The following is a 22083-nucleotide window of genomic DNA, read 5'->3' on the forward strand; positions in this document are numbered from 1 at the left end:
CGTATGAAGACAAGAACAGGAGGAGGCTGGCATGCTCATCGCCATCACCCTGGCCGTCATCGTCCTGGCGTCGCTGCTGTTTCACTACATCAATCCCTGGCACCCGCCGGCGCTGGCTTCCAACTGGAAGCAGATGGACGACACGCTGACGATCACCTTCGTGATCACCGGCATCTTCTTCGTGATCCTGAATCTGTTCCTGGTCTATGTGATCTGGCGCTTCAGGCGGCGCGGCAGCAAGGCCACCGAGACCGTCGCCTATCAGCCGGTCAATCACAAGCTGGAGCGCTGGCTGACGGTGATCACGACGGTGGGCATCGTCGCGCTGCTGGCGCCCGGACTGAAGGTCTATGCCGACTATGTGACGCCGCCCAAGGATGCGCTGGAGGTCGAGGTGCTGGGCTCGCAATGGCAATGGCGCTACCGCTTTCCGGGCGCCGACGGCCAGCTCGGCGCCACCGATGCGCGCTTTGTCACGGCCAGCAATCCCTTCGGTCTTGACCCCGACGATGCCAAGGGTCAGGACGATGCGCTGGTCGACGCCAGCGAGTTGCATCTGCCGCTGAACCAGCCGGTCAAGATCCTGCTGCGCGCCCACGATGTGCTGCATGACTTCTATGTGCCGCCGTTTCGCGCGCGCATGAATATGGTGCCGGGTCTGGTCACGACCTTCTGGTTCACGCCGACCCAGGCTGGCCGCTTCGAGGCCATGTGCGCCCAGCTCTGCGGGGTCGGCCATGCCGCGATGCGCGGCCTGGTGGTGGTCGAGGAGGCGCCGGCCTTCCAGGCCTGGCTGGCGGGCAAGCCCAGCTTTGCCGCCGCCTCCAAGCCGGCCCCGGTCGCGACGGCCGATGGCGGTAGCAGCGATCCGCTGGCCATGGGCCTGGCCGTGGCGAAGGCCAAGGCCTGTGTGGCCTGCCATTCGGCGGATGGCAGTGCCGGTGTGGGGCCGAGCTGGAAGGGCCTGTATGGCAAGACCGAGGCCTTTGCCGACGGCTCCAAGGAGAAGATCGACGACGCGGTGCTGGCACGCGAGATCCGCGAGCCGGCGGCCAAGGTGGTGCAGGGCTTTGCGCCCATCATGCCCAAGTCGGAACTCAGCGAGGCGGAGGTGACGGCCCTGGTGGCTTACATCCGCTCGCTGGATCCGGTCAAGAACTGAGGGAGGCGCCCATGCACGACGAACAGCACGACGAGCACGAACAGCATCACGAGCCGCAGAGCTTCTTCACCAAATACGTCTGGAGCCAGGACCACAAGGTCATCGCGATCCAGTACGGCGGCACCGCCGTCATCGTCGGTCTGGTGGGCCTGCTGCTGTCGAACCTGATGCGCCTGCAGATCGGCTTCCCCGGCTACTTCGACTTCATCAATGCCGAGCGCTATTACCAGTTCGTCACGATGCACGGCATGATCATGGTGGTCTATCTGCTGACCGCGCTGTTCCTCGGCGGCTTCGGCAACTACCTGATCCCGCTGATGGTGGGCGCGCGGGACATGGTGTTCCCCTATCTGAACATGCTCAGCTTCTGGGTCTATCTGCTGTCGGTCATCGTGCTGATGGCCAGCTTCTTCGTGCCCGGCGGTCCGACCGGCGCCGGCTGGACCCTCTACCCGCCGCAGGCCATCCTGCCCGGCACGCCGGGCCATGACTGGGGCATCATCCTGATGCTGGTTTCGCTGGTGATCTTCATCGTCGCCGCGACCATGGGCGGTCTCAACTATGTGAGCACGGTGCTGCAGGCGCGCTGCCGTGGCATGACGCTCCTGCGCATGCCGTTGACCGTCTGGGGCATCTTCACCGCGACGATTCTGGCCCTGCTGGCTTTTCCGGCCCTGTTCGTCAGCGGCCTGATGATGCTGCTGGACAAGACCATAGGCACGAGCTTCTTCATGCCGGCCCTGGTCTCGCTGGGCCAGGTCAGCGACTACAAGGGCGGCACGCCGCTGCTGTTCCAGCATCTGTTCTGGTTCTTCGGCCACCCGGAGGTCTATATCGTCGCGCTGCCAGCCTTCGGCATCGTCTCCGACCTGATCAGCGTGCATGCGCGCAAATGCATCTTCGGCTACCGGACCATGGTCTGGGCCATCCTGGCGATCGCCGTGCTCAGCTTCATCGTCTGGGCCCACCATATGTTCGTCAGCGGCATGAATCCCTACTTCGGCTTCTTCTTCGCCACCAGCACGCTGATCATCGCGGTGCCCACCGCGATCAAGGTCTACAACTGGCTGCTGACGCTGTGGCGTGGCGATATACATCTGTCGGTGCCTATGCTGTTCGCGCTGGCCTTCATCTCGACCTTCATCGTCGGCGGGCTGACCGGCCTGTTCCTGGGCAATGTCTCGGTCGACATCCCGCTGTCGGGCAGCTACTTCGTCGTCGCTCACTTCCATATGGTGATGGGTGTGGCCCCGCTGCTGGTGGTGTTCGGCGCGATCTACCACTGGTATCCGAAGATCACCGGCCGCATGCTGGACGACCGCCTGGGCCACTTCCATTTCTGGGTCACCTTCATCGGCACCTATCTGATCTATTTCCCTATGCACTATCTGGGGCTGCTGGGCATGCCGCGGCGCTACTACGACTACAAGCCCTATGACTCCTTTCCCGAGTCGGCCCACCAGCTCAATGTCTTCATCACCGTGGTAGCCATCATCGTCGGCGTGGTGCAGCTGGTCTATGTCTGGAACCTGATCTGGAGCGCCTTCAAGGGCCGCAAGGCCGAGCCCAACCCCTGGCGTGCGGCCTCGCTGGAATGGCAAACCCCCGACACGCCGCCGCGCCACGGCAACTGGGGCCCGGCCCTGCCGGTCGTGCATCGCTGGGCTTATGCCTATAGCGTGCCCGGCGCCAAGCAGGACTTCATCGCGCAGAACGCGCCGCTGTCCGAGGGCGGTGTCGAGGAGGATGAGGGCAGGGCGCATGGCGCCAAGGGAGCACGGGCATGAGCGCAGTCTTTCCAGTCGAAGAGTTCGCCGTCGACCGGCCGCAGGCCGCCAGCATCGCGCTGTGGGTCTTCATCGGCGTGGCCTGCGCCTTGTTCGGCCTGTTCTTCGCCGCCTATGTGATGCGGCTGGAGAGCGCCGAAGGCTATCCGCTGGCGCTGCCCTGGCAGTTCTGGCTTAGCACGAGCCTGCTGCTGGCCGGCAGCGTCGCACTGGAGTTGGCCTTGCGTACCCGTGGCAGCCGGCCCTGGCTGCTGGCCGGTGGCCTGCTGGCGCTGGGCTTTGTGCTGGTGCAGCTGTGGGCCTGGTCGGCGTTGCTGGCCGAGCGGGTGGTTCCGGCCGGCAACCCGGCGGCGAGCTTTCTGTATCTGCTGACTGCGATGCACGGCCTGCATGTGCTGGGCGGTCTGGGCGGCTGGTGGCTGGCCTGGCGCGATCCGGGCGCACGCTGGCGCATCGCGCTGTGTGCGCGCTTCTGGCATTTCCTGCTGCTGCTCTGGGTGGGCCTGTTCGCGACCCTGGGCCTGATGACCCCGGACCTGGTGCGCGCCATCTGCGGCGGCTGACGAGAAGGAGGTTCCGATGAGCAATCACAGCGTTCCCGGCGGCCAGGCCCAGGGCTGGCGCGGCCTGGTGGCCGATTTCTCGGGCGACCGCGAAGCCTTTGCCGTCTCCTGGGGCAAGGCGATGATGTGGATCTTCCTGCTCAGCGACACCTTTGTGTTCGGCTGTTTCCTGACCGGCTATATGACGGTGCGGGCCTCCACCACCGTGCCCTGGCCCAATCCCAGCGAGGTCTTCGCCCTGCATGTCGGCGGCACGAACGTGCCCCTGCTGCTGATCGCCATCATGACTTTCGTGCTGATCACCAGCAGCGGCACGATGGCGATGGCGGTGATGCGAGGCTATGCGCGCGACCGCAAGAATGCCGCGCTGCTGATCTTCGCGACCGCGCTGCTGGGCGCCTGCTTCGTTGGCATGCAGGCGTTTGAATGGAGCAAGCTGATCGAGGAGGGCGTGCGGCCCTGGGGCAACCCGATGGGGGCGGCCCAGTTCGGCGCCACCTTCTTCATGATCACCGGCTTCCACGGCCTGCATGTGTCGATCGGCGTGATCTATCTGATCATCGTCGGCATCAAGGTGCGACGCGGCGACTACGAGAAAAGCGGCAACTACCAGATCGTCGAGATCGCCGGCCTGTACTGGCACTTCGTTGATCTGGTCTGGGTCTTCATCTTTGCCTTTTTCTACCTCTGGTGAGCGAGGTGACGCGATGAGTACGCAACAACACCCGATAGGCCTGTACCTGAAGATCTGGCTGCTGCTTTTTGTGCTCAGCGCCATGTCTTACGCGGTGGACTATATGCATCTGCAAGGGCTGCTGCGCTGGAGCCTGATCCTGCTTTTCATGACGCTGAAGGCCGGGCTCATCATCGCCGTCTTCATGCACATGGCCTGGGAGCGCCTGGCGCTGATCTACGCCATCCTCTTGCCGCCCCTGCTGCTGCTGGTGCTGGTCGGGCTGATGTATGCCGAGGCCCAGTACACCTGGCTGACCCGGCTGCTGTTCTTCCGCTGATATGTCGGTACCTTCACAAGACATCGCGCTGCTGGCGGCCGGGCCGAGCAGCCGGCCCCTGTGGCGCGAGTACCTGGTGCTGACCAAGCCGCGCGTCGTCGCGCTGATGCTGTTCACCGTGCTGGTGGGCATGCTGCTGGCCGCGCGCACGCCGCTGCCCTGGACCTTGTGGCTGGGCGCACCGCTGGGCATCGCCCTGGTGGCCGGCGCAGCGGCCGCGATCAACCATCTGGTGGACCGCCGCATCGACGCGCTGATGGCCCGCACCCGCGCCCGCCCGCTGCCGCGCGGCAAGCTCAGCGGCGGCCAGGTCCTGCTGTTCGCCTTGGCCCTGGGCATGGCCGGCATGGCCTTGCTGCTGTTGACCACCAACCTGCTGTGCGCGCTGCTGACCCTGGCCTCGCTGCTGGGCTATGCGGTGGTCTACAGCCTCTATCTGAAGCATGCGACGCCGCAGAACATCGTCATCGGCGGCGCGGCCGGCGCGGCCCCGCCGTTGCTGGGCTGGGTCGCCGTCAGCGGGGCGCTCGATCCCGGCGCGCTGACCCTGTTTCTGATCATCTTCATCTGGACCCCGCCGCACTTCTGGGCCCTGGCCATCCATCGCCGCGAGGACTATGCGCGCGCCGCCGTGCCCATGCTGCCGGTGCTGCATGGCGTGGCCTACACGACGCGGCGTATCTGGGCCTACACCCTGGCCCTGCTGGCGGTCAGCCTGCTGCCGGTGGCGATAGGCATGAGCGGCGCACTCTATCTGCTCGGTGCCTTGCTGCTGGGCGCGCGCTATGCCGAGCTGTCCTGGCGGCTGCGGCGTGACGAGCGCCTGGCCATGCCCAGCTTCCGCTATTCCATCGTCTATCTGTTCGGCCTGTTCGGACTGCTGCTGGCCGATCACTTCCTGCTGCGCTGAATCCAGCACCGGGCTCGGGCCATACTTGGCCGATGCAAGACGACAAGACCGCTACTCCCACCATCGCCTTTATCGGCGCCGGCCGTCTCGGCCGCTGCCTGGCCCAGGCCTTGGCAGCCGCCGGCGAGACCGTGCTGGCGCCGCTGGGCCGCAGGGATGACACGGCCGCCGCGCTGGCTGCCGATCTGGTGTTTCTGACCGTGCCCGATGACGCGATCGCAGCGCTGGCGTGCAGCCTGCCGTGGCGACATGGCCAGGCGGTCGTGCATTGCAGCGGCGCCACCGAGCTGGCCGCACTGGAAGCCGCTGCGGCGGCGGGCGCCGTGGTCGGCGGCTTCCATCCGCTGCAGATCTTCACGGCCGACACGCAGCAATCCGCCGCCCTGCTGGCCGGCTCCTGCGTCGCGATCGAGGCTGCGTCGCCGCTGCTGGGCGAGCTGCAGCGCCTGGCGAGCCTGCTGCGGATGCGGCCGCTGAGCTTGCCGCCCGGCAGCCGCGCCGCCTATCACGGCGCTGCCAGCTTCGCGGCCAGCTTTTTGTTGTCGATGCTGGACGAGGCCGCCCAGGTCTGGGCTGCCGCCGGTCTGCCGCAAGACCTGACCCTGCCGGCCCTGCTGCCGCTGGCGCGCGGCACCCTGGCGGCGGCCGAGGCGCGCGGCCTGGCCGGCGCGCTGGCCGGGCCGATTTCGCGTGCTGACACGGGGGTGCTCGCCGCCCACCTGCGTGCCTTCGACGCGCTGGGCGGCGAGCACGGCGAGTTCTACCGCCAGCTGTCGCGCCGCCAGCTGGCGCTGGCACGCGCGGCCGGGCGACTCGACGAGCAGCAGCTGCAGCGTCTCGCTCAACTGATAGCCGCGCCGCCGTCCTGACGCTGGACGCGCTCAGCGCGCCTTGTCCTCCAGCCGCAGTCGCAGATCGCGCAAGGTCGAGGCCGAGCGGCCGAATTCGATGGGCGCCAGCTTGTCGGTGCTCCTGCCGCCGGAGCGCAGGATGCGGCCGAAGGTCGATTGCACGGTGGCCGGATCGTCATCGAAATCGCCATGGTGCTGGGCGCGGCTGCGCGGGTTTGCACCGGCCTTGTCGGGTGAGAGCACCAGCTCGGCCTTGGCCGAGGCGAACAGCTTGCCGAGCTCGGGGTCGGCTTCGATGCAGCGCTGCAGGCCCAGGATAGGCGTGCCGTCCTGCACCATGGGCACGCGCTGGCGCGCCTCGAAGGCATTGGAGACCAGATAGAGCAGGGACTTGTTGTAGAGCTTGGCGCAGTTGTCGTCCTTCTCGGTCTTGTCGTCCAAGGCATAGAGCGCGAAGTCCTGGATGCGGCCGCTCTTGATGGCCGGCAGATAGTCGCTCTTGAACAGCGCGGTCGTGCAGGCCGGTGCCCACAAGGTGCAGCTGACGATCTTGGCCTTGGCCGTCAGCAGGCCGACCAGTGGCGCCAGCAGGATGGCCCCGGCACTGTGGGCGACCAGATGGATCTCCAGCCCCGGCTCGTCCTTCATCAGGGCCAGCAGATGCTCGGCCACCTTGTGGGCCGCGCCGCCCTTGTGGCTGGCGGCCAGCGCGTTCTCCTTCATCTCGTCCCAGGCCGCCTTGCCGGTCAGATTGCGCGCCACCGGCTCCAGCAAATCGTCCAGGCGGTCGAGCAGGAAGTCCTTGGCGGCATCGAAGGCGCCCTCGGGACGACGCCGGCGCACGGCGTCCTGCAGGATGTTGCTGACGGTGCTCCAGTAGTCGCTGCGCCAGATGAAGGCCAGCGGGTAGACGCCGGCCTCCAGCAGCGCCGGTCGGTACTCAGCCAGCCGCTGCAGCGCGGCCTGCTCGCTGACCAGGCCGCCGTGGGCGTACAGCAGCAGGCGCTTCTTGGGCCAGGGCGCCAAGGCCTGGCGCACATCGGTGGCGAAGAGCTGGGCCAGCTCGTCCTCGTTCATGCCGTACTCGCCGCCGGGCCGCAGCCGGCCCTCGTTGCCGACGCTGACCACATGGGGACGCAAGGCCATATGGCTGACCTTGGTCGCGCCCGAGGGGCCGCTGAGCTGGGCGGCCGGCTCGCCGGCCGGCGTCGCCAGCCGGATCGGCGCGCCCAGGCGGGCGACCCAGACATCGGTCGCGTTGCGCAGCCAGTCGTCATAGAAGATGCGCGCAAAGCCCTGGCGGCCCCAGTCAGGGCCCCAGGAGTTCTGCAGCCAGAAACCCTGCTCGTCATAGGCGACGATGGCGAAGGCATGGCCACCGAGCTCCTGGTCGGAGGGCGTGATGATGCCGTCGGCACCGACCGCGTCCCAGCCCGCGTGCACCGAGGCGGTGGCGAACAGGATGCCGACCTCGGCGAGCGCCGCATGCATCGCGACCAGGTCCTTGTGGTTGACGCGGAAGTAAGCGCCCAGTGGCCGGCCCTGCGCGTTCTCGACCCGGCTCTGCGACAGGCCTTTCTCGCCGCCGCGCTTGGGGCGGTAAGGCCAGACGCTCTCGGCGCAGACGCCGTGCTTGTGCCAGCCCTTCATCGCGCCGCGCGCGCTCGAGCCCGAGTAGCTCTCGCCGGGCCATTCGTCGTAGCGCCGCGCCATGTCGTAGAGCATGCGTGGGCTGACCGGCGTCGGGTCGGGCACCACCTTGCGACGGCGCAGCAGGAAGTTCGCGACGGTGGCCAGGCCGAAGCCGGTGCAGGCACCTTCCTGGCCCTGGTCGAGGATGGGCACCTCCAGGGCCTGGTAGTCTTCCAGCGCGATGCGCGACGGCACTTCGACCAGGGTCGAGACATACATGCGGTCGCGGAAATCCAGCGTGTCGCGGCGCGCGTCCAGCGTGCGTTTGGTGGCGGGGGCCTTCTTCTTGGTGGCCATCAAGGTCTCCTCAGGATGTCGAGGGCCGCAGGCTGCCACGCGGCGCGGCGCCTGCCCATCCCCAGCTAATAGAACAGGGTGCCGAGGTCCAGCGTGGAGCGCCGGCCGAGCTGCTCGCGATGCTGGTCCAGCCATTGCCGGGCGCGTTCGCGGCCCAGCTTCTTGAGCATGTCGAAGAACTTCAGATTGGCCGCCAGCTTGCTGTCGGCATGCAGCTCGCCCAGCACATCGGCCGCCTCGATCAGATGAAAGCGCAGTTGCTGGGCGCGCCGCTCCAGGCTGCCGACCTGCAGGTTCAGCCAGCGCCTGGGCAGGTGCTCGCGCAGATGGGCGAACATGCGCATCTCGCGCAAAAAAGTGGCGTTGAAGGCGATCTCCAGCGCGCGGCTGTGGATGTCGGCGGCGCTGACTGGGGTTGACTTGTGCTTCAGCGGGGTCAGCAGTACCAGCAGCACATCGCTGGATCGGCATTCGAAGAACAGCGGGAACACCGCCGGATTGGCCGCATAGCCGCCGTCCCAGTAGGGCTCACCGTCGATCTCGATGGCGCGGTGAACGGTGGGCAGGCAGGCCGAGGCCAGCAGCACCTCGGCGCTCAGTTCGGGGTTGCGGAACAGGCGCAGCTTGCCGCTATTGGCCTGGGTGGTGGCGATGAAGAGCTTGACCGGGCTGTGCCGACGCAGACGCTCGAAGTCGACCTGCCCGCTGATGATGTCGCGCAGCGGATTCAGGTCGAAGGGGTTGAGCTGCTCGGGCGCCATGTAATAGGTCCACCGCAGCATCAGCTTGAACATGGGCGCCAGGCTGATGTTCTGGCCATCGGCCGAGCTCTGCGTGAAATGCTCGGGCACGGTGGCCGCCACCGCGGTCCAGAAGGCCTGCAGCGCGGCGCGCGCGCCGTCGGCGCCGCCGCTCATCAGGCCCTGGGCCATCACGACCGCGTTCATCGCGCCGGCACTGGTGCCGCTGACGCCCTCAAAGCGCAGCCGGCCGTCCTCCAGCAAGGCGTCCAGCACGCCCCAGGTGAACGCGCCATGGGCGCCGCCACCCTGCAGGGCGAGATTGAGGGTCGGGTTCTGGGGTTTGCCGAGAAATCGCATCGCGGCTCCCGGGGCGGCTACTCGGTGGTGACCGCGTCGGTCTTGTCGTCGGGACCCACGGCGTCGATGGTCTTCTCGATCACCTTGCCGCCGACCTTGACCCCGGTGCTGACCACCGCACCGGCCACCGAGATGGTCGCGCCGGCCACGGCCCCGGCCACGCTGACGACAGCACAGCCGCTCAGCATCAGCAGCGGCATGGCGGCGAGCAGCAGGCGCAATCGGAAGGAGGGCTTGAGAGGCTTCATGGGCATGGGCGCTAGGGACTGGGCCGCATTGTGCCCAAAGCGCCGACTGTGCCATGCTTGCGTGCATGTTTGCCGTCTATGGATTGCAGGGGCGTATGTTCAGCGGGCCGCTGGACCGGGTGCGCGAGCTCGGCCCGGTGCAGGCGGTGGCCCGGCTGCGGGCGCTGGCCGGGGTCGAGCGCGAGGAACAGGCGCCGCCCGCTGCGGTGATCGCCGGCCGCCTGGCCGAGGAGGGTGGTTTCGGTGGGCTGGCTGCCGAAACCCTGCCGCGCCAGGCACTCAATGCCTATGCGCAGACCGCCGCGCCGCCGCGCCAGCCGCTGAGCCTGGTGCAGCAGCTGATGAGCCGCCGGATGATCACCGTGCCGTTGGCGGCCACCGTGCGCGAGGCCTGGGGGTTGCTGGCGCGGGCCGGCGTCGGTCAGGCGCCGGTGCTCAATGCCAAGGGGCAACTGGTGGGTCTGATCATGCGTGCCGACCTGCTGCGACCCGACACCTTGCCGCTGGATCCGGCCGATGCCCAGGCCTGGACCGAGCGCCTGGCCCAGCCGGTGTCCAGTGCGATGTGGACCCCGGTGCCGACCGCCCAGCCCGACAGCCCGGTGCGCGAGGTGGCCCAGCTGCTGCTGGACCTGCACCTGCCGGGCCTGCCGGTGCTGGACGAGCAAGGTGCGTTGCAGGGTTTTCTGTCGCGCAGCGATCTTTTGCGTGCGCTGACCCGCGAGCCGCCCTTGGATCTGTGGAGTTAGCTGGGGCCTCTAAACCACGGCTTGCCAAAGTCATCTGTCTCGTTTATGCTACGGCTTCGCCGCTGCAGTGCTTGCGCTGTGGCGGTTTTGTTTTGCCCCGCGACAATGCAGATCTTCTGCACATCGCCTCGGGTCGGCGTATGCTGGCCCTTACTGAATTGGAGAAACGCCCACATGGCCAAGGAAGAACTGATCGAAATGCAAGGCCAGGTGGACGAAGTCTTGCCGGATACCCGTTTTCGCGTGACGCTTGAGAATGGCCACCAGCTGGTCGCCTACACCTCGGGCAAGATGCGCAAGAACCATATCCGCATCCTGGCCGGCGACAAGGTTTCGTTGGAACTGTCGCCCTACGATCTGTCCAAGGGCCGCATCACCTTCCGTCACATCGAGCGCCGCGGCCCGATGCCGACGACGCCGCAGCGTCGTTACTGATAGATCGCCGCAGCGTCGCTACTGACCTGCCGATCAAGAAGCCGGGACGGCTTCTTCAGAAACCCAACGAGGCCAGCAGGTCGTCCACATCGTCCTGCTTGAGCGCCTTGTCGGGTGTCTGAACACCCTCCAGCGCCGCCTGCTCGGGCGCCGCTGTCGCCACCACCGCATTACCGGACAGCATCTGCTCCAGCGGCCGCTCGGCGCGCTCCAGCATGCGCATCACCTTGTTGATGACCTGGCCCGACAGATCCTGGAAGTCCTGCGCCATCATGATTTCGGTGTGCAGCGCCTTCTCGCGCCCGGCAAAGCTGGCGGCCGTGGCCGCATAGGCGGCGCACAGCTTCATCATCGCGCGGGCACGCTCCACCGTCAGCTCGGGCGCGGTGGCCATGCGCACCAGGGTCTCGGACAGATCGCTGCCCTGGCGTCTCACCTGCTCGGCATCGTCCTGGGCCGCATCCACCAGATTCAGCACCTTGTTGGCGGCCTGCTCGGTCATCTGCCGCACATAGGCCAGGCGCTCGCAGGCGTCGGGCAGCTCATGGGCGAATTGCGTCAGGGCCTGGGCCGCCTGAGGGTCAAGGGCGTGATCGTCGGTGGTGGCTGGCATGGCGTGGGTTCCCCTGTCTGGTGCCTCGATGCGCGCAAGCGCGGACACGTCGGGGAATCTTAGCGGCGCCCCCCGCCGGTGCAGGGCCGGGCAGCCCGCGCTAAGCGGCGCTCGACGAGGAATAGTTCTCGTTCGGGGCGCCGGCGGGATGGAAGCGGTAATAGCCGGCCAGTTCGCGGTACAGCGCCGGATGGGCCTGGGCCAGCAGCAGCGGCTGCTCGAAGAACACCTCGCTGGCGACCGCAAAGAACTCGGCCGGATCGGTGGCGCCGTAATCGCTCATCAGGCTGGGCTCGCCGCGTGCGGCGCGTGCGCACAGCGCGTCGTACTCGGCCTGCATCACGGCCGACCAGCGTGCATAGGCGGCCCGGTCGCGCAGCGGTGGCGCGCCATTGGCATGGCCTTTGGCCTGGTCCAGCTGGTGGGCGAACTCATGGATCACGACATTGCGGCCATCCGCCGGGTTGGCCGCGCCCTCGACCACATCCTGCCAGGACAGGATCACCTGGCCCTGGCTCCAGGACTCGCCGGCCAGCGCGCGCCGCTGCTCCATCTGCACGCCGGCCGGTCCGCCGGCGACACGGTCGACGACGAAGGCGCCCGGATAGACCAGGATCTGGCGCAGCTGCGGGTAGAAGCCACGCGCCGCGCCCAGCAAGGGCAGGCAGGCCTGGGCGGCGATGGTGATGCGGATCTCGTCGCTGATGCGCAGGCCGGCACAGCCGATGAAGCTCTTCTCGGCGACGAAGACCTGGATCAGTTTCTTCAGCCGCAGCTGCTGGTCGGCGGGCAGCTGTGCGATCTGCGGCACGCGTCGACGCAGGATGCGGCGCCAGGCCTGCGGGAAGGGCTGGCGCTGCAGGCGATCACGCCGCCAGGCCTGCAGCAGGGGATGGGCGGCCAGCCAGGCGATCAGCGCCAAGGCCAGACCACAGACGATGAGCAGGGCCATGGCGCGCGTCTCGGAGTTTGCTTGACTCGAAGATGGGCCACGCGGGCGCGATTTCAAGTCTGGCGCGCCAAAGCGACAGCCGAGCGGCGGCGCTGCGGCTAGGCTTGCCGGCCATGAACAATCATCGCGGCCTGCAGGCCTGGCAAGTGATCGTCGGCGGTATTGCCGGCCTGGTGCTGACCATAGGCATCGCCCGCTTCGCCTATACGCCGCTGCTGCCCTTGATGCAGGCCCAGGCCGGGCTCAGCGACGCGGCTGCCGGCTGGCTGGCCGCGATCAACTACCTGGGCTATATGAGTGGGGCGCTGCTGGCCGCGACCCTGGAGGACGCGCGCTGGCGCCAGCGGCTCTACAGCTGGGGCCTGCCGCTGTCCCTGCTCAGCGCCGTGCTGATGGGCCTGGCCGGCAATGTCTGGCTGTGGGCGCTGTCGCGCTATCTGGGCGGGCTGTGCGGCGCGGCCGGCATGCTCCTGGGCTCGGGTCTGGTGCTGAACTGGCTGATGCGCGCCGGCCGGCGCCCCGAGTTGGGCCTGCACTTCACCGGCCTGGGCCTGGGCATCGTGGTGTCGGCGCTGGGCGCGATGGCGATGTCGGCGCTGGCGCTGGACTGGGCCGCGCAGTGGCAGGGCTTTGCGCTGATCGGCCTGGTGTTTTTGCTGCCGGCCTGGGTCTGGCGGCCACCGGTGCCGCCCGCCGCCACTGCCGCCCAGGCGACCGGCAGCGGCCCGGGGCGACGCTGGATGGGCTGGATGGTGGCGGCCTATTTCTGCGCCGGCTGGGGCTTTGTGATCAGCGCGACCTTCACGGTCGCCATCGTCGAGCGCCAGCCGCTGCTGGCCGGGCAGGGGCCCTGGGCCTGGCTGTTGGTCGGCCTGGCCTCAACCCCGGCGGTGTTTCTATGGGATAGGGTGGCACGGCGCCTGGGCGAGCTGCCGGCCCTGCTGCTGGCCTTCGGCCTGCAGGTGATCTCGGTGCTGCTGCCGGCCTTGTCGGACGGCCTGCCGGCGGCGCTGGCCGGTGCCCTGCTGTATGGCGCGACCTTTATCGGCATCGTCAGCCTGACCCTGGCCCTGGTGGGGCGGCGCTCGCCAGGCAACCCCGGCAAGGCGATGGCGCGGCTGACGCTCAGCTACGGCGTGGCCCAGGTCAGCGCGCCGGCGCTTGCCGGCGCCATGGCCCAGGCCAGCGGCAGCTACCGGGGCGCGCTGTGGCTGACCGCAGCGGTGCTGCTGCTGGGCATGGGGATACTCGCGCAGCTGCGGCGCGCGGGCGTCGAGTAGCGGCCCGGGCTACTTGTTCTTCTCTTCGAGCTCGATGCTCTGCAAGGTGCGCCAGTCGGTGCAGCTGAAGTAGGCGTCGGCCAGGATCAGGTCGCGCAGCGAGCCATCGCCACGCACCATGCGGCCGTCCTGGCAGACCAGCACGCCGCGCTGGGCCTTGGCCTCGGCCAGGTGTTTGCCGACCGTGACACTGTCGCTCATCATCTGCACGCCCATCAGCAGCAGCGCCAGCCCGCCCAGCAGCAGGGCGGCGGCGCCGACGATCTGCAGAAACTCCCCGAAGGCCGAGGTCGGTGCGGCGGCCGCCGGCCGTGGCAGCGCGGCCGGCGCGAGGGTCTCGGCCACGGGCTTGGGCGCGGCGCGTGGCGGCGCGCTTCTGAGATTGGCGCGGTTGATGCCGGATCGGGGGCTGTTATTGCTGGCGGGCATGGTGATGAAGGGAGGCGACCGCCGCAGACAGGAACTTAAGCGCCAGGCCCTGGTCGCGTGAAAAATTCACGCCGTGGGTCGGACTGCGGGGTCTGGTTTTGCATCGCGCGTCCTGGCGATTGGGGGCAAGGCGCTATGGGCGAGGCCGCCGATCGCGGCTAGAGTCGGTGCCCAGCAAGAAGGCAAGAAGGGAGATCGACGATGACGCATATGAAGACCCATCAGCGCTTGATGGTGACGGCGCTGAGCGCGGCGCTGCTGGCCACGCCGGCGACACCCGCCTGGGCCGCCGAGCAAAGCCTGGAGCTGCGCTCCGACGGCGGCTACACCTCCCAACGCCTGCCGGCCGGCACCCGCGATGTGGACCTGGATCGGCAGTTGTCCGGCAATTGCCGCTTCAGCCGCTCCTGGGGCTATGACCTCAGCAATATGGAAATCTGGGTCGACAAGGGCTGCAGTGCACGCTTCACCCTCAGCGGCGACTTCTCCGACAACGAGCACCGCTCGTCCAACACGGGCGCCGCGATCGCGGCCGTCGCGGCAATTGCCGGGCTGGCCTTGCTGGCCAGCCATCACAAGAACCGTGATCGCGACGATGACAGGCCCGACAACAACGATGGCGGCTATGGTCGCCAGATCAACTCGAGCGGCGGTCTGTGCCTGGACATCAGTGGCCGTGCCGTCGAGGGCGCGCCGGCCATCGTCTTTGGCTGCCACAACGGCAGCAACCAGCGCTTTGACTGGGGTCGCGGCGGCGAGCTGAGGGTCTCCGGCCTGTGCCTGGATGTGGCCAAAGGCAGCGACCGCAACGGTGCCGAGGTGATCGCCTACCGCTGCACCGGCGGCGACAACCAGCGCTGGCAGGCGCGCGGCAACCAGATCCGCAGCCGCATGAGCGGCAAATGCCTGGATGTGCGCGACGGTCGCCTGCGTCCCGGTCAGGCGGTCCAGCTGTGGGACTGCAACGGTGGTGACAATCAACGCTGGTGGTGGTGAGGGGGGATGAAGCGATGAAGCGAATTCTTTTGGCGCTGCTGCTGGCCGCTGCCGGCCTGGCCCAGGCGACGGACAGCAATGGCGACGGCTACATCAGCCTCGACGAATTTCACAAGGATGTGACGCGCTCCTGGCATGCGCTGGACCTGGACGGCGATGGTCATATCACCGAGGCCGAGCTCAAGCGCATGCCGCGCGGCGCGCGCGGCATGCTGGGTTCCTTGAGACGGGCCGATGCCGACAAGGACAAGCGCCTGTCCTTCAAGGAGGTGGTCGAGGTCCGCATGGCCGCCTTCGACAAGGCCGACACGGACCAAGATGATCGCCTCTCGAAAGAGGAGATCGAGGCCTACCAGGCCGCGCGCAAGAAGAAGCGCGGCGGCGGCTAGCAGCCGGCCTCGAAGCGCTCGCCGCGCTCGGCCATGCGCAGCAGCAGCGCGGCCGGCGCGAAGCGCTCGCCATGGGCCGCCGCCAGCTCACGGGCGCGCGCCACGAAGGCCGGCAGGCCGCGGGCATTGATGAACTGCAGCGCCCCGCCTTCGAAGGGCGCGAAGCCCCAGCCGAAGATCGAGCCGATATTGGCATCGGCCACCGAGCGCAGCACACCTTCCTCCAGGCAGCGCGCCGCCTCATTGGCCTGGATGAACATCAGGCGGTCGATGATCTCCTGCTGCGCGGGCTGCTCGACCGCCACCGGGTAGTGGCGGCTCAGTTCGGGCCACAGCGTCTTGTCGCCGTCCGCCCAATCGTAGAAGCCTTTTCCCGCCTTCTTGCCGACGCGGCCGATCTCGCAGAGCTGGCGCAACACCGCCTCGCCCGGGTGTTCTCGGTAGGTCTTGCCCTCGGCCGCGAGGTCTTTGCGCGTCTGGTCCGCCACATGCACGCCCAGGCTCAGGCTGACCTCATCCTGCAGCGCCAGCGGCGGCATCGGCATGCCGGCCTGCAGACCTGCGGCCTCGATGGCGCGCGGGTGCACGCCTTCCTTGAGCATCGCGATGCCTTCCATCACATAGGTCGCGAACACGCGGCTGGTGTAGAAGCCGCGCGAGTCATTGACGACGATGGGCGTCTTGCCGATCTGCTGCACATAGTCGAAGCCCAGCGCCAGGGTCTCGGGCGAGGTGGCCTTGCCGACGATGATCTCCACCAGCGGCATCTTCTCCACCGGCGAGAAGAAATGCAGGCCGATGAAATGGGCCGGCCGCTCGCTGGCCTCGGCCAGGCCGGTGATCGGCAGCGTGGAGGTATTGGAGGCGAACACGGCCCTGGCGGCCAGCTGGGTCTCGGCGCGCTTGGTCACCTCGGCCTTGACGGCGCGGTCCTCGAACACCGCCTCGATCATCAGTTCGCAACCGGCCAAGGCTGCGTAATCGGTCGTCGGGTGGATACGCGCCAGCACGGCCTCGCGCTGCTCAGGCGTGCTGCGGCCCTTCTTGACCGCCTTGTCCAGCAGGTCCTGCGAATGGCGCTTGCCACGCTCGGCCGCTTCTTGGGAAACGTCCAGCAGCACCACCTGCATGCCAGCCTGGGCCGAGACGTGGGCGATGCCGGCGCCCATCATGCCGGCGCCCAGGATGCCCAGGCGCTGCACCTGGGAGCGCGGCAGGCCGGCGGGCCGCGAGGCGCCCTTCTTGATCGCGTTGAGCTGGTACCACAGCGTACCGATCAGGTGGCGCGAGGCCGGGCTGACGACGCAGGCCGCGAAGTAGCGCGATTCGATCTCCAGCGCCCGGTCGATGTCGGTGAGCCCGCCCTCGAAGACGCTGGACATGATGTGGGTCAGGGCCGGGTAGTTGCCGAAGCTCTTGGCCGCGGCCATCGAGGGCGCGACCGAGAACATCTGCGCGATGGCCGGTGCGCGCGAATCGCCGCCGGGGTAACGGAACCTGGGCGCATCCCAGGGCTGGACCGGCTTTGAGTTGGCGACGATCCAGGCGCGCGCCTTCGTCAGCGCCTCGTCGACATCGGGGGCCAGTTCGTTGACCAGGCCGCTGGCGAGCGCCTGCGCGGCCTTGATGTCCGAGCCCTCACCCATCCATTGCAACGCCTGCTGCATGCCCACCAGTCGCGGCAGGCGCTGGGTGCCGCCGCCGCCGGGCAATAGGCCCAGCTTGACCTCGGGCAGGCCCAGGCGCGCGCGACCATCGTCCACGACGATGCGCCAGTGGCAGCCCATCGCGATCTCCAGGCCGCCGCCCTTGCACTGGCCGTTCAGGATCGCGACCACCGGCTTGCCGCATTGCTCGAAGCGGCGGATGAAGCGCTTCAGCGCCATCGAGGCCTCGAAGGCTTCTTGTGCCGTGTTCAGCGCGCGCAGGCGGTCGATGTCGGCGCCAGCCAAGAAATCCTTCTTGCCGGAGCGCAGGATCAGGCCGGTGACACCGGCTTGCGGGTCTTCCAGCAGATCGGCCAGTCCGCGCAGCGGCGCGGCGAGTTGCTCGTTGAGGATGTTCATCGATTGGCCGGGCAAGTCCATCGTCGCGACGACGATGCCATCCTCGCCCCTCTCGAGATGCAGCGCGGTGCTCATATCAGACCCTTTCGATGATCGTCGCAATGCCCATGCCGCCGCCGACGCACAAGGTGGCGCAGCCGGTGCTGAGATCGCGGCGCTCCAGCTCGTCGAGCAGGGTGCCCAGGATGATGGCGCCGGTGGCACCCAGCGGGTGGCCCAGCGCGATCGCGCCGCCGTTGACGTTGACCTTGTCCAGACTCAGGCCCAGATCGCGCGCCGTCTTCATCGGTACCACGGCAAAGGCCTCGTTGATCTCCCACAGATCGATGTCGGAAGCGGCCATGCCGGCCTGCTTCAACGCTTTCTGGCAGGCCGGGGTCGGGCCGGTCAGCATGATGGTGGGCTCGGAGCCGATCACCGCGGCAGCGCGGATGCGGGCGCGCGGCCTGAGGCCGGCCGCCGCGCCGCCGGCTTTGGAGCCGACCAGCAGCAGCGCCGCACCGTCGACGATGCCCGAGGAGTTGCCGGCATGGTGGACATGGTCGATACGCTCCAGCGTCGTGTACTTGCGCAGCGCCGTGGCATCAAAACCCATGCCGCCCATCATGGCGAACGAAGGCTCCAGCCTGGCCAGCGTTTCGGGCGTGGTGGCGGGGCGGATGGTCTCGTCCTGGGCCAGCAGCAACAGCCCGGCGATGTCGTGCACCGGCACCACGGAGCGCGTGAACAAGCCCGCCTCGCGCGCCGCCGCCGCGCGGCGGTGTGACTCGCTGGCATAGGCATCGACATCGGCGCGACTGAAGCCTTCCAGCGTCGCGATCAGGTCGGCGCTGATGCCTTGCGGGATGAAACCCAGGGCCTGGTTGACGCGCGGATCCATGAACCAGGCACCGCCGTCGCTGCCCATGGGCCAGCGGCTCATAGCTTCCACGCCGCCGGCCACCACCAGTTGTTCAAAGCCACTGGCCACCTTGGCCGCAGCCAGGTTGACCGACTCCAAGCCCGAGGCGCAAAAGCGCGACTGCGTGAGGCCGGCCACGGTCTGGGCCCAGCCGGCGTCGAGCACCGCCGTGCGGGCGATGTCGGCGCCTTGCTCGCCCAGCGGGGTCACGCAGCCCAGCACCACATCGTCGACCCGACCGGTGTCCAGCCGCAGGCGCTGCTGCAACGACTGCAGCAGCGTGCGCAACAGCCAGACCGGGCTGGCCTGGTGCAGGCCGCCGTCCTTCTTGCCCTTGCCGCGCGGCGTGCGGACATGGTCGTAGAGATAGGCATCGAACATGGGCTGTCTCCTACATGAACCGGCTGGCCAGCTCTTTCATGATCTCGTTGGTGCCGCCATAGATGCGCGCCACGCGGGCGTCGGCATAGAGCTCGGCGATCGGGTACTCCATCATGTAGCCGTAGCCGCCGAAGAGCTGCAGGCACTCGTCCATCACTGTGCTTGCCAGATCGGTGGTCCAGGCCTTGGCCAGCGCGGCGCGGGCGGCGTCCAGCTCACCCTTCAGATGGGCCTCCAAGCAGGCGTCGACCAAGGCGCGTGCGGCCAGCAGCTGGCTCTGCACCTCGGCCAGCTTGAAGCGGGTGTTCTGGAACTCCCAAACCGGCTGGCCGAAGGCCTTGCGCTGCTTGGTATAGGCCAGGGTCTCGGCGAGTGCCCTCTCGATCGCGCCGACCGCGCTGACGGCGATGATCAGCCGCTCCTGCGGCAGCTCCTGCATCAGCTGCACAAAGCCCTGGCCCTCGATGCCCTGCTCGCCGCCCAGCAGGTTGTCCAATGGCACGCGCACTTCGTCGAAGAACAGCTCGGAAGTGTCCTGCGCCTTCATGCCGATCTTGTCCAGATTGCGGCCGCGCCGATAGCCCTCGACCAGGCTGCCGTCGGCGTTCTCGACCTCGACCACCAGCAGCGAGATGCCCTTGGCACCCTTGTCCTCGCTGCGGGTCCTGCAGACCACGATGACGAGATTGGCGTTCTGGCCGTTGGTGATGAAGACCTTCTGACCGGACAGCAGGTAGTGATCGCCGTCGCGCCTGGCGCTGGTGCGCACGCTTTGCAGATCGCTGCCGGTGCCGGGCTCGGTCATCGCGATCGCGCCGATCAGCTCGCCGGTGGCCATGCGCGGCAGCCAGCGGGCTTTCTGCGCTTCGCTGCCGTGATGCAGGATGTAGGGCGCGACGATGGCCGAATGCAGGCCGCCGCCGAAGCCGCTCAGGTTGGCCTTGGCCTGCTCCAGCAGCAGCACCGCCTCATGGCCGAAGTCGCCGCCGCCGCCGCCATAGGCCTCGGGCATCGCGGTGCACAGCAGGCCGTTGGCGCCGGCCTCGGCCCAGGTGTCGCGGCCCATCATGCCGGCCTCGCGCCACTCGGCCGCGCGCGGCACCCAGCGCTGTCTGAAGAAACGCGCCACCGAGTCCTGCAGCATGCGGTGCTCGTCCGTCATCCAGGCGGAGGGGAACAGGGGCAGGGACATCGCTAGTCCTCCTGGGCCGCCAGTTGCTGGCGCACCGCTTCGTTGATCAGGCGCAGCTCGGTCAGCGTCACGTCGATATGAGCGCGCTTTTGTTCCAGCTCGACGATGGCCGCATCGGTGCGCTCCAGCGTCCATTGCAGCTGCCTGGCGCGGCCTTCGCCGTGGTGGCCATAGAGATCGAGGAACTGCTTGATGTCGACCAGCTTGGAGCCGATGGCCTTGGCGCGCAGGATCAGCTTGAGCCGCGCTCGTTCGCGCTGGCCATAGATCCGTGCGCCATTGACACGGCGCGGCGCCAGCAGGCCCTTGTCCTCATAAAAGCGGATCGCGCGCTGCGAGATGCCGAACTCGGCGCACAGCTCGGTGATGCCGTAGATCTGCTCGCTGGGCGCGCTGGCGCTGTGCGCCAGCAATTCCTGCGCATCGCTGTGTTGCTGGTCCAGCACGGCTGTGCTGCTGGCTTGCGTTGTCATGAGGGCTCCGGGCTGGCGATGGCCTGGATGCTAAGCCCCTCACCGAGCTTGCCGGTGATGGTATCTACCGATATGGCAGATGGCTGACGTTAAGGGAAGGTGTCTCAGTCAGGCTCGGCGTCGGGCTCGGCCGGGCCTTTGCGCTTCTTCTTGTCTTTGCGCTGGGCCTCGATGGCCGCGCCGGCGGCCTGCCAGCGGGCGAATTCCTCGGGGGTTTCCAGCGTGATGCGGCCCAGCAGCGACTGGCGGTATTCATAGACCACGATCTCGGCCGCCTTCTGCAGATTGACGCGGCCGCCACCCAGCATGGCGCCGCGCTTGCGGCCTATGGCCTCCAGCAGCTCCTCGTCGCCGAGCCCGGCCACATCGTCGAGCTTGTAGCGCGCCTCGACCTGGCCGGCGTAGTGCTGGCGCAGATAGTCCAGCAGCTCCAGCGCCACTTCTTCCTCGTTGAAGGCGTTGCGGCCGATGGCGCCGCTGGCGGCCAGCTTGTAGCCGCTCTCGGGCACGGTGATGCGCGGCCACAGCATGCCGGGCGTGTCGAACAGGTAGAAGTCGTTCTCCAGCACCAGCTTCTGCTCGACCTTGGTGATGCCCGGCTCATCGCCGGTCTTGGTGGCGCGCTTGCCCATCAAGGTGTTGATCAGCGTCGATTTGCCGACATTCGGGATGCCGCAGATCAGCACCCGCAGCGGCTTGGCCATGCCGCCGCGCAGCGGCGCCAGCTCGCGGCAGGCGCTCATCAGCGCGCGCGCCGGGGCCGGCACGCTGGCGTCCAGGCCGATCGCGCGGGTCTCGGGCAGGGCGTTGTAGTGCGCCAGCCATTGCGCGGTGCGGGCCGGGTCGGCCAGATCCTGCTTGTTCAGCAGTTTCAGATTGGGCTTGCCCTCGGTCAGCTGGGCCAGCAGGGGGTTGGCGCTGGAGCCGGGCAGGCGTGCGTCGAGCAGCTCGATGACCACATCGAGCCCCGCCCTCATGCGCTCCCGGATCGCGTTCCGGGTCGAATTCATATGACCCGGGAACCATTGAATCGCCATCTTTACCTCGGTATTGGCGCGCCACCGGAGCGTGGCGCAAGGGCGGGATTGTCCTCGCAGCGGGCCGCGCCACCGCACAGGGTGTGAGGAAATGACGGGGAAATTCCCTTTTGTTCTCAAGTTTGGCGGCGCGCTGCCGATGAAGAGACAAGAATCCCGGCATCACGCCTGTTGTCCTTGGAGTGCTCGCCATGTCGTCCGTCAGCCTGTCCACCGCCTTGTCCGGCATCTCGGCCGCGAACGAGCGCCTGCGCGCGTCGGCCCACAACACCGCCAATCTGCAGACCCCGGGCTTCCGGCCCGAGCGGGTGGTGCAGACCAGCCTGCCCGAGGGCGGCGTGGTGGCCGGTGCCGAGCGCAGCCAGCAGATCCAGGTCTCGGCCGAGCGCGAGCTGGTCGAGCAGCGCAGCGCCACCTACAGCTTTGTAGCCAATCTGCGGGTGCTGCAAACCCAGCTGCGCGCCGAGGGCGCTTTGCTGGACATCAAGGCTTAAGGTTATAAGCAAGCGGTATTTGCTGCGGCGCATCAGCGCTCGTTAGAATTCCGGGTTATTACCAGAGCCCGCG

General features: G+C 67.8%; 24 protein-coding genes. 13 read left to right on the forward strand and 11 right to left on the reverse strand.

The window, feature by feature from the left end; translation table 11 throughout:
* Positions 1 to 31 precede the first annotated feature (31 nt).
* From O5M90_RS22055 to O5M90_RS22085, 7 genes are read left to right on the forward strand one after another with little or no spacing between them, the layout of a single operon-like run.
* On the forward strand, positions 32 to 1162 hold the full coding sequence (locus O5M90_RS22055; protein WP_137941415.1) for a cytochrome c oxidase subunit II: 1131 nt from the start codon (positions 32 to 34) through the stop codon (positions 1160 to 1162).
* An 11-nt stretch (positions 1163 to 1173) separates the two neighbouring features.
* A complete protein-coding gene (gene ctaD / locus O5M90_RS22060) occupies positions 1174 to 2949 on the forward strand; it encodes a cytochrome c oxidase subunit I (RefSeq protein ID WP_269838044.1) in 1776 nt (591 codons plus the stop codon).
* Positions 2946 to 3512, forward strand: coding sequence for a bb3-type cytochrome oxidase subunit III (locus O5M90_RS22065; RefSeq protein WP_137941417.1), 567 nt, complete (start codon positions 2946 to 2948; stop codon positions 3510 to 3512). Before ctaD ends, O5M90_RS22065 begins: the two co-directional genes overlap by 4 nt.
* A gap of 16 nt (positions 3513 to 3528) precedes the next feature.
* Positions 3529 to 4206 (forward strand): heme-copper oxidase subunit III family protein, encoded by a 678-nt coding sequence (locus O5M90_RS22070; RefSeq protein WP_137941418.1) that lies wholly within the window; start codon positions 3529 to 3531, stop codon positions 4204 to 4206.
* Positions 4207 to 4219: 13 nt separating this feature from the next.
* Positions 4220 to 4525 (forward strand): cytochrome C oxidase subunit IV family protein, encoded by a 306-nt coding sequence (locus tag O5M90_RS22075; protein ID WP_137941419.1) that lies wholly within the window; start codon positions 4220 to 4222, stop codon positions 4523 to 4525.
* Position 4526: 1 nt separating this feature from the next.
* Positions 4527 to 5435 carry a heme o synthase gene (gene cyoE, locus O5M90_RS22080; RefSeq protein WP_262971366.1) on the forward strand — a complete coding sequence of 303 codons (909 nt, stop codon included), beginning with the start codon at positions 4527 to 4529 and terminating at the stop codon, positions 5433 to 5435.
* A gap of 32 nt (positions 5436 to 5467) precedes the next feature.
* Positions 5468 to 6304 (forward strand): DUF2520 domain-containing protein, encoded by an 837-nt coding sequence (locus tag O5M90_RS22085; protein WP_269838043.1) that lies wholly within the window; start codon positions 5468 to 5470, stop codon positions 6302 to 6304.
* Positions 6305 to 6316: 12 nt separating this feature from the next.
* On the opposite strand, the gene O5M90_RS22090 is transcribed toward O5M90_RS22085, so the two are convergent.
* The 3 genes from O5M90_RS22090 to O5M90_RS22100 all read right to left on the reverse strand — a co-directional run bounded on the left by O5M90_RS22090 (position 6317) and on the right by O5M90_RS22100 (position 9629).
* Positions 6317 to 8275, reverse strand: a complete 1959-nt coding sequence (locus O5M90_RS22090; RefSeq protein ID WP_269838042.1) for a C1 family peptidase — start codon at positions 8273 to 8275, stop codon at positions 6317 to 6319.
* Between the two features lie 65 nt (positions 8276 to 8340).
* Complete coding sequence (locus O5M90_RS22095) at positions 8341 to 9375, reverse strand: patatin-like phospholipase family protein (RefSeq protein ID WP_269838041.1); 1035 nt, start codon at positions 9373 to 9375, stop codon at positions 8341 to 8343.
* A gap of 17 nt (positions 9376 to 9392) precedes the next feature.
* Positions 9393 to 9629, reverse strand: coding sequence for a hypothetical protein (locus O5M90_RS22100; RefSeq protein ID WP_272644487.1), 237 nt, complete (start codon positions 9627 to 9629; stop codon positions 9393 to 9395).
* A gap of 59 nt (positions 9630 to 9688) precedes the next feature.
* On the opposite strand from O5M90_RS22100, the gene O5M90_RS22105 reads away from it, so the two are divergent.
* Positions 9689 to 10372 carry a CBS domain-containing protein gene (locus O5M90_RS22105; RefSeq protein WP_269838039.1) on the forward strand — a complete coding sequence of 228 codons (684 nt, stop codon included), beginning with the start codon at positions 9689 to 9691 and terminating at the stop codon, positions 10370 to 10372.
* Between the two features lie 174 nt (positions 10373 to 10546).
* The gene (gene infA, locus O5M90_RS22110; protein ID WP_137941425.1) at positions 10547 to 10807 is read left to right on the forward strand and encodes a translation initiation factor IF-1; all 261 of its coding nucleotides are present in this window, start codon (positions 10547 to 10549) and stop codon (positions 10805 to 10807) included.
* 55 nt (positions 10808 to 10862) lie between these two features.
* Here infA and O5M90_RS22115 read toward each other — a convergent pair whose 3' ends face one another.
* Together O5M90_RS22115 and O5M90_RS22120 are read right to left on the reverse strand one after the other, a co-directional pair.
* Positions 10863 to 11420 (reverse strand): protein phosphatase CheZ, encoded by a 558-nt coding sequence (locus O5M90_RS22115; protein ID WP_137941426.1) that lies wholly within the window; start codon positions 11418 to 11420, stop codon positions 10863 to 10865.
* Between the two features lie 100 nt (positions 11421 to 11520).
* Positions 11521 to 12372, reverse strand: a complete 852-nt coding sequence (locus O5M90_RS22120) for a zinc-dependent peptidase (RefSeq protein ID WP_262971359.1) — start codon at positions 12370 to 12372, stop codon at positions 11521 to 11523.
* Positions 12373 to 12485: 113 nt separating this feature from the next.
* On the opposite strand from O5M90_RS22120, the gene O5M90_RS22125 reads away from it, so the two are divergent.
* Positions 12486 to 13652, forward strand: coding sequence for a YbfB/YjiJ family MFS transporter (locus O5M90_RS22125; protein ID WP_269838038.1), 1167 nt, complete (start codon positions 12486 to 12488; stop codon positions 13650 to 13652).
* A gap of 9 nt (positions 13653 to 13661) precedes the next feature.
* On the opposite strand, the gene O5M90_RS22130 is transcribed toward O5M90_RS22125, so the two are convergent.
* Positions 13662 to 14081, reverse strand: a complete 420-nt coding sequence (locus O5M90_RS22130; protein ID WP_269838037.1) for a hypothetical protein — start codon at positions 14079 to 14081, stop codon at positions 13662 to 13664.
* Between the two features lie 201 nt (positions 14082 to 14282).
* Between O5M90_RS22130 and O5M90_RS22135 the strand changes: the two genes are divergently transcribed.
* Positions 14283 to 15077, forward strand: a complete 795-nt coding sequence (locus tag O5M90_RS22135) for a lectin (protein WP_269838036.1) — start codon at positions 14283 to 14285, stop codon at positions 15075 to 15077.
* Positions 15078 to 15091: 14 nt separating this feature from the next.
* Positions 15092 to 15466 carry an EF-hand domain-containing protein gene (locus tag O5M90_RS22140; RefSeq protein WP_269838035.1) on the forward strand — a complete coding sequence of 125 codons (375 nt, stop codon included), beginning with the start codon at positions 15092 to 15094 and terminating at the stop codon, positions 15464 to 15466.
* Here O5M90_RS22140 and O5M90_RS22145 read toward each other — a convergent pair.
* From O5M90_RS22145 to ylqF, 5 genes are all read right to left on the reverse strand, one after another.
* Complete coding sequence (locus tag O5M90_RS22145; RefSeq protein WP_269838034.1) at positions 15463 to 17607, reverse strand: 3-hydroxyacyl-CoA dehydrogenase NAD-binding domain-containing protein; 2145 nt, start codon at positions 17605 to 17607, stop codon at positions 15463 to 15465. The genes O5M90_RS22140 and O5M90_RS22145 overlap by 4 nt on opposite strands.
* Before the next feature lies 1 nt (position 17608).
* Positions 17609 to 18814 (reverse strand): acetyl-CoA C-acetyltransferase, encoded by a 1206-nt coding sequence (locus O5M90_RS22150; RefSeq protein WP_269838033.1) that lies wholly within the window; start codon positions 18812 to 18814, stop codon positions 17609 to 17611.
* A gap of 10 nt (positions 18815 to 18824) precedes the next feature.
* The gene (locus O5M90_RS22155; protein ID WP_269838032.1) at positions 18825 to 20006 is read right to left on the reverse strand and encodes an acyl-CoA dehydrogenase family protein; all 1182 of its coding nucleotides are present in this window, start codon (positions 20004 to 20006) and stop codon (positions 18825 to 18827) included.
* Between the two features lie 2 nt (positions 20007 to 20008).
* Complete coding sequence (locus tag O5M90_RS22160; protein ID WP_137941434.1) at positions 20009 to 20479, reverse strand: MerR family transcriptional regulator; 471 nt, start codon at positions 20477 to 20479, stop codon at positions 20009 to 20011.
* Positions 20480 to 20583: 104 nt separating this feature from the next.
* Positions 20584 to 21516, reverse strand: coding sequence for a ribosome biogenesis GTPase YlqF (gene ylqF / locus O5M90_RS22165; RefSeq protein ID WP_269838031.1), 933 nt, complete (start codon positions 21514 to 21516; stop codon positions 20584 to 20586).
* Between the two features lie 191 nt (positions 21517 to 21707).
* On the opposite strand from ylqF, the gene O5M90_RS22170 reads away from it, so the two are divergent.
* Entirely contained in the window at positions 21708 to 22010 is a 303-nt protein-coding gene (locus O5M90_RS22170; protein WP_137941436.1) for a flagellar basal body rod protein, read from the forward strand.
* Positions 22011 to 22083: the final 73 nt, after the last annotated feature.

This window comes from Paucibacter sp. M5-1 (assembly GCF_027498415.2).
In the GTDB taxonomy this organism is placed as follows: Bacteria; Pseudomonadota; Gammaproteobacteria; order Burkholderiales; family Burkholderiaceae_C; genus Roseateles_E.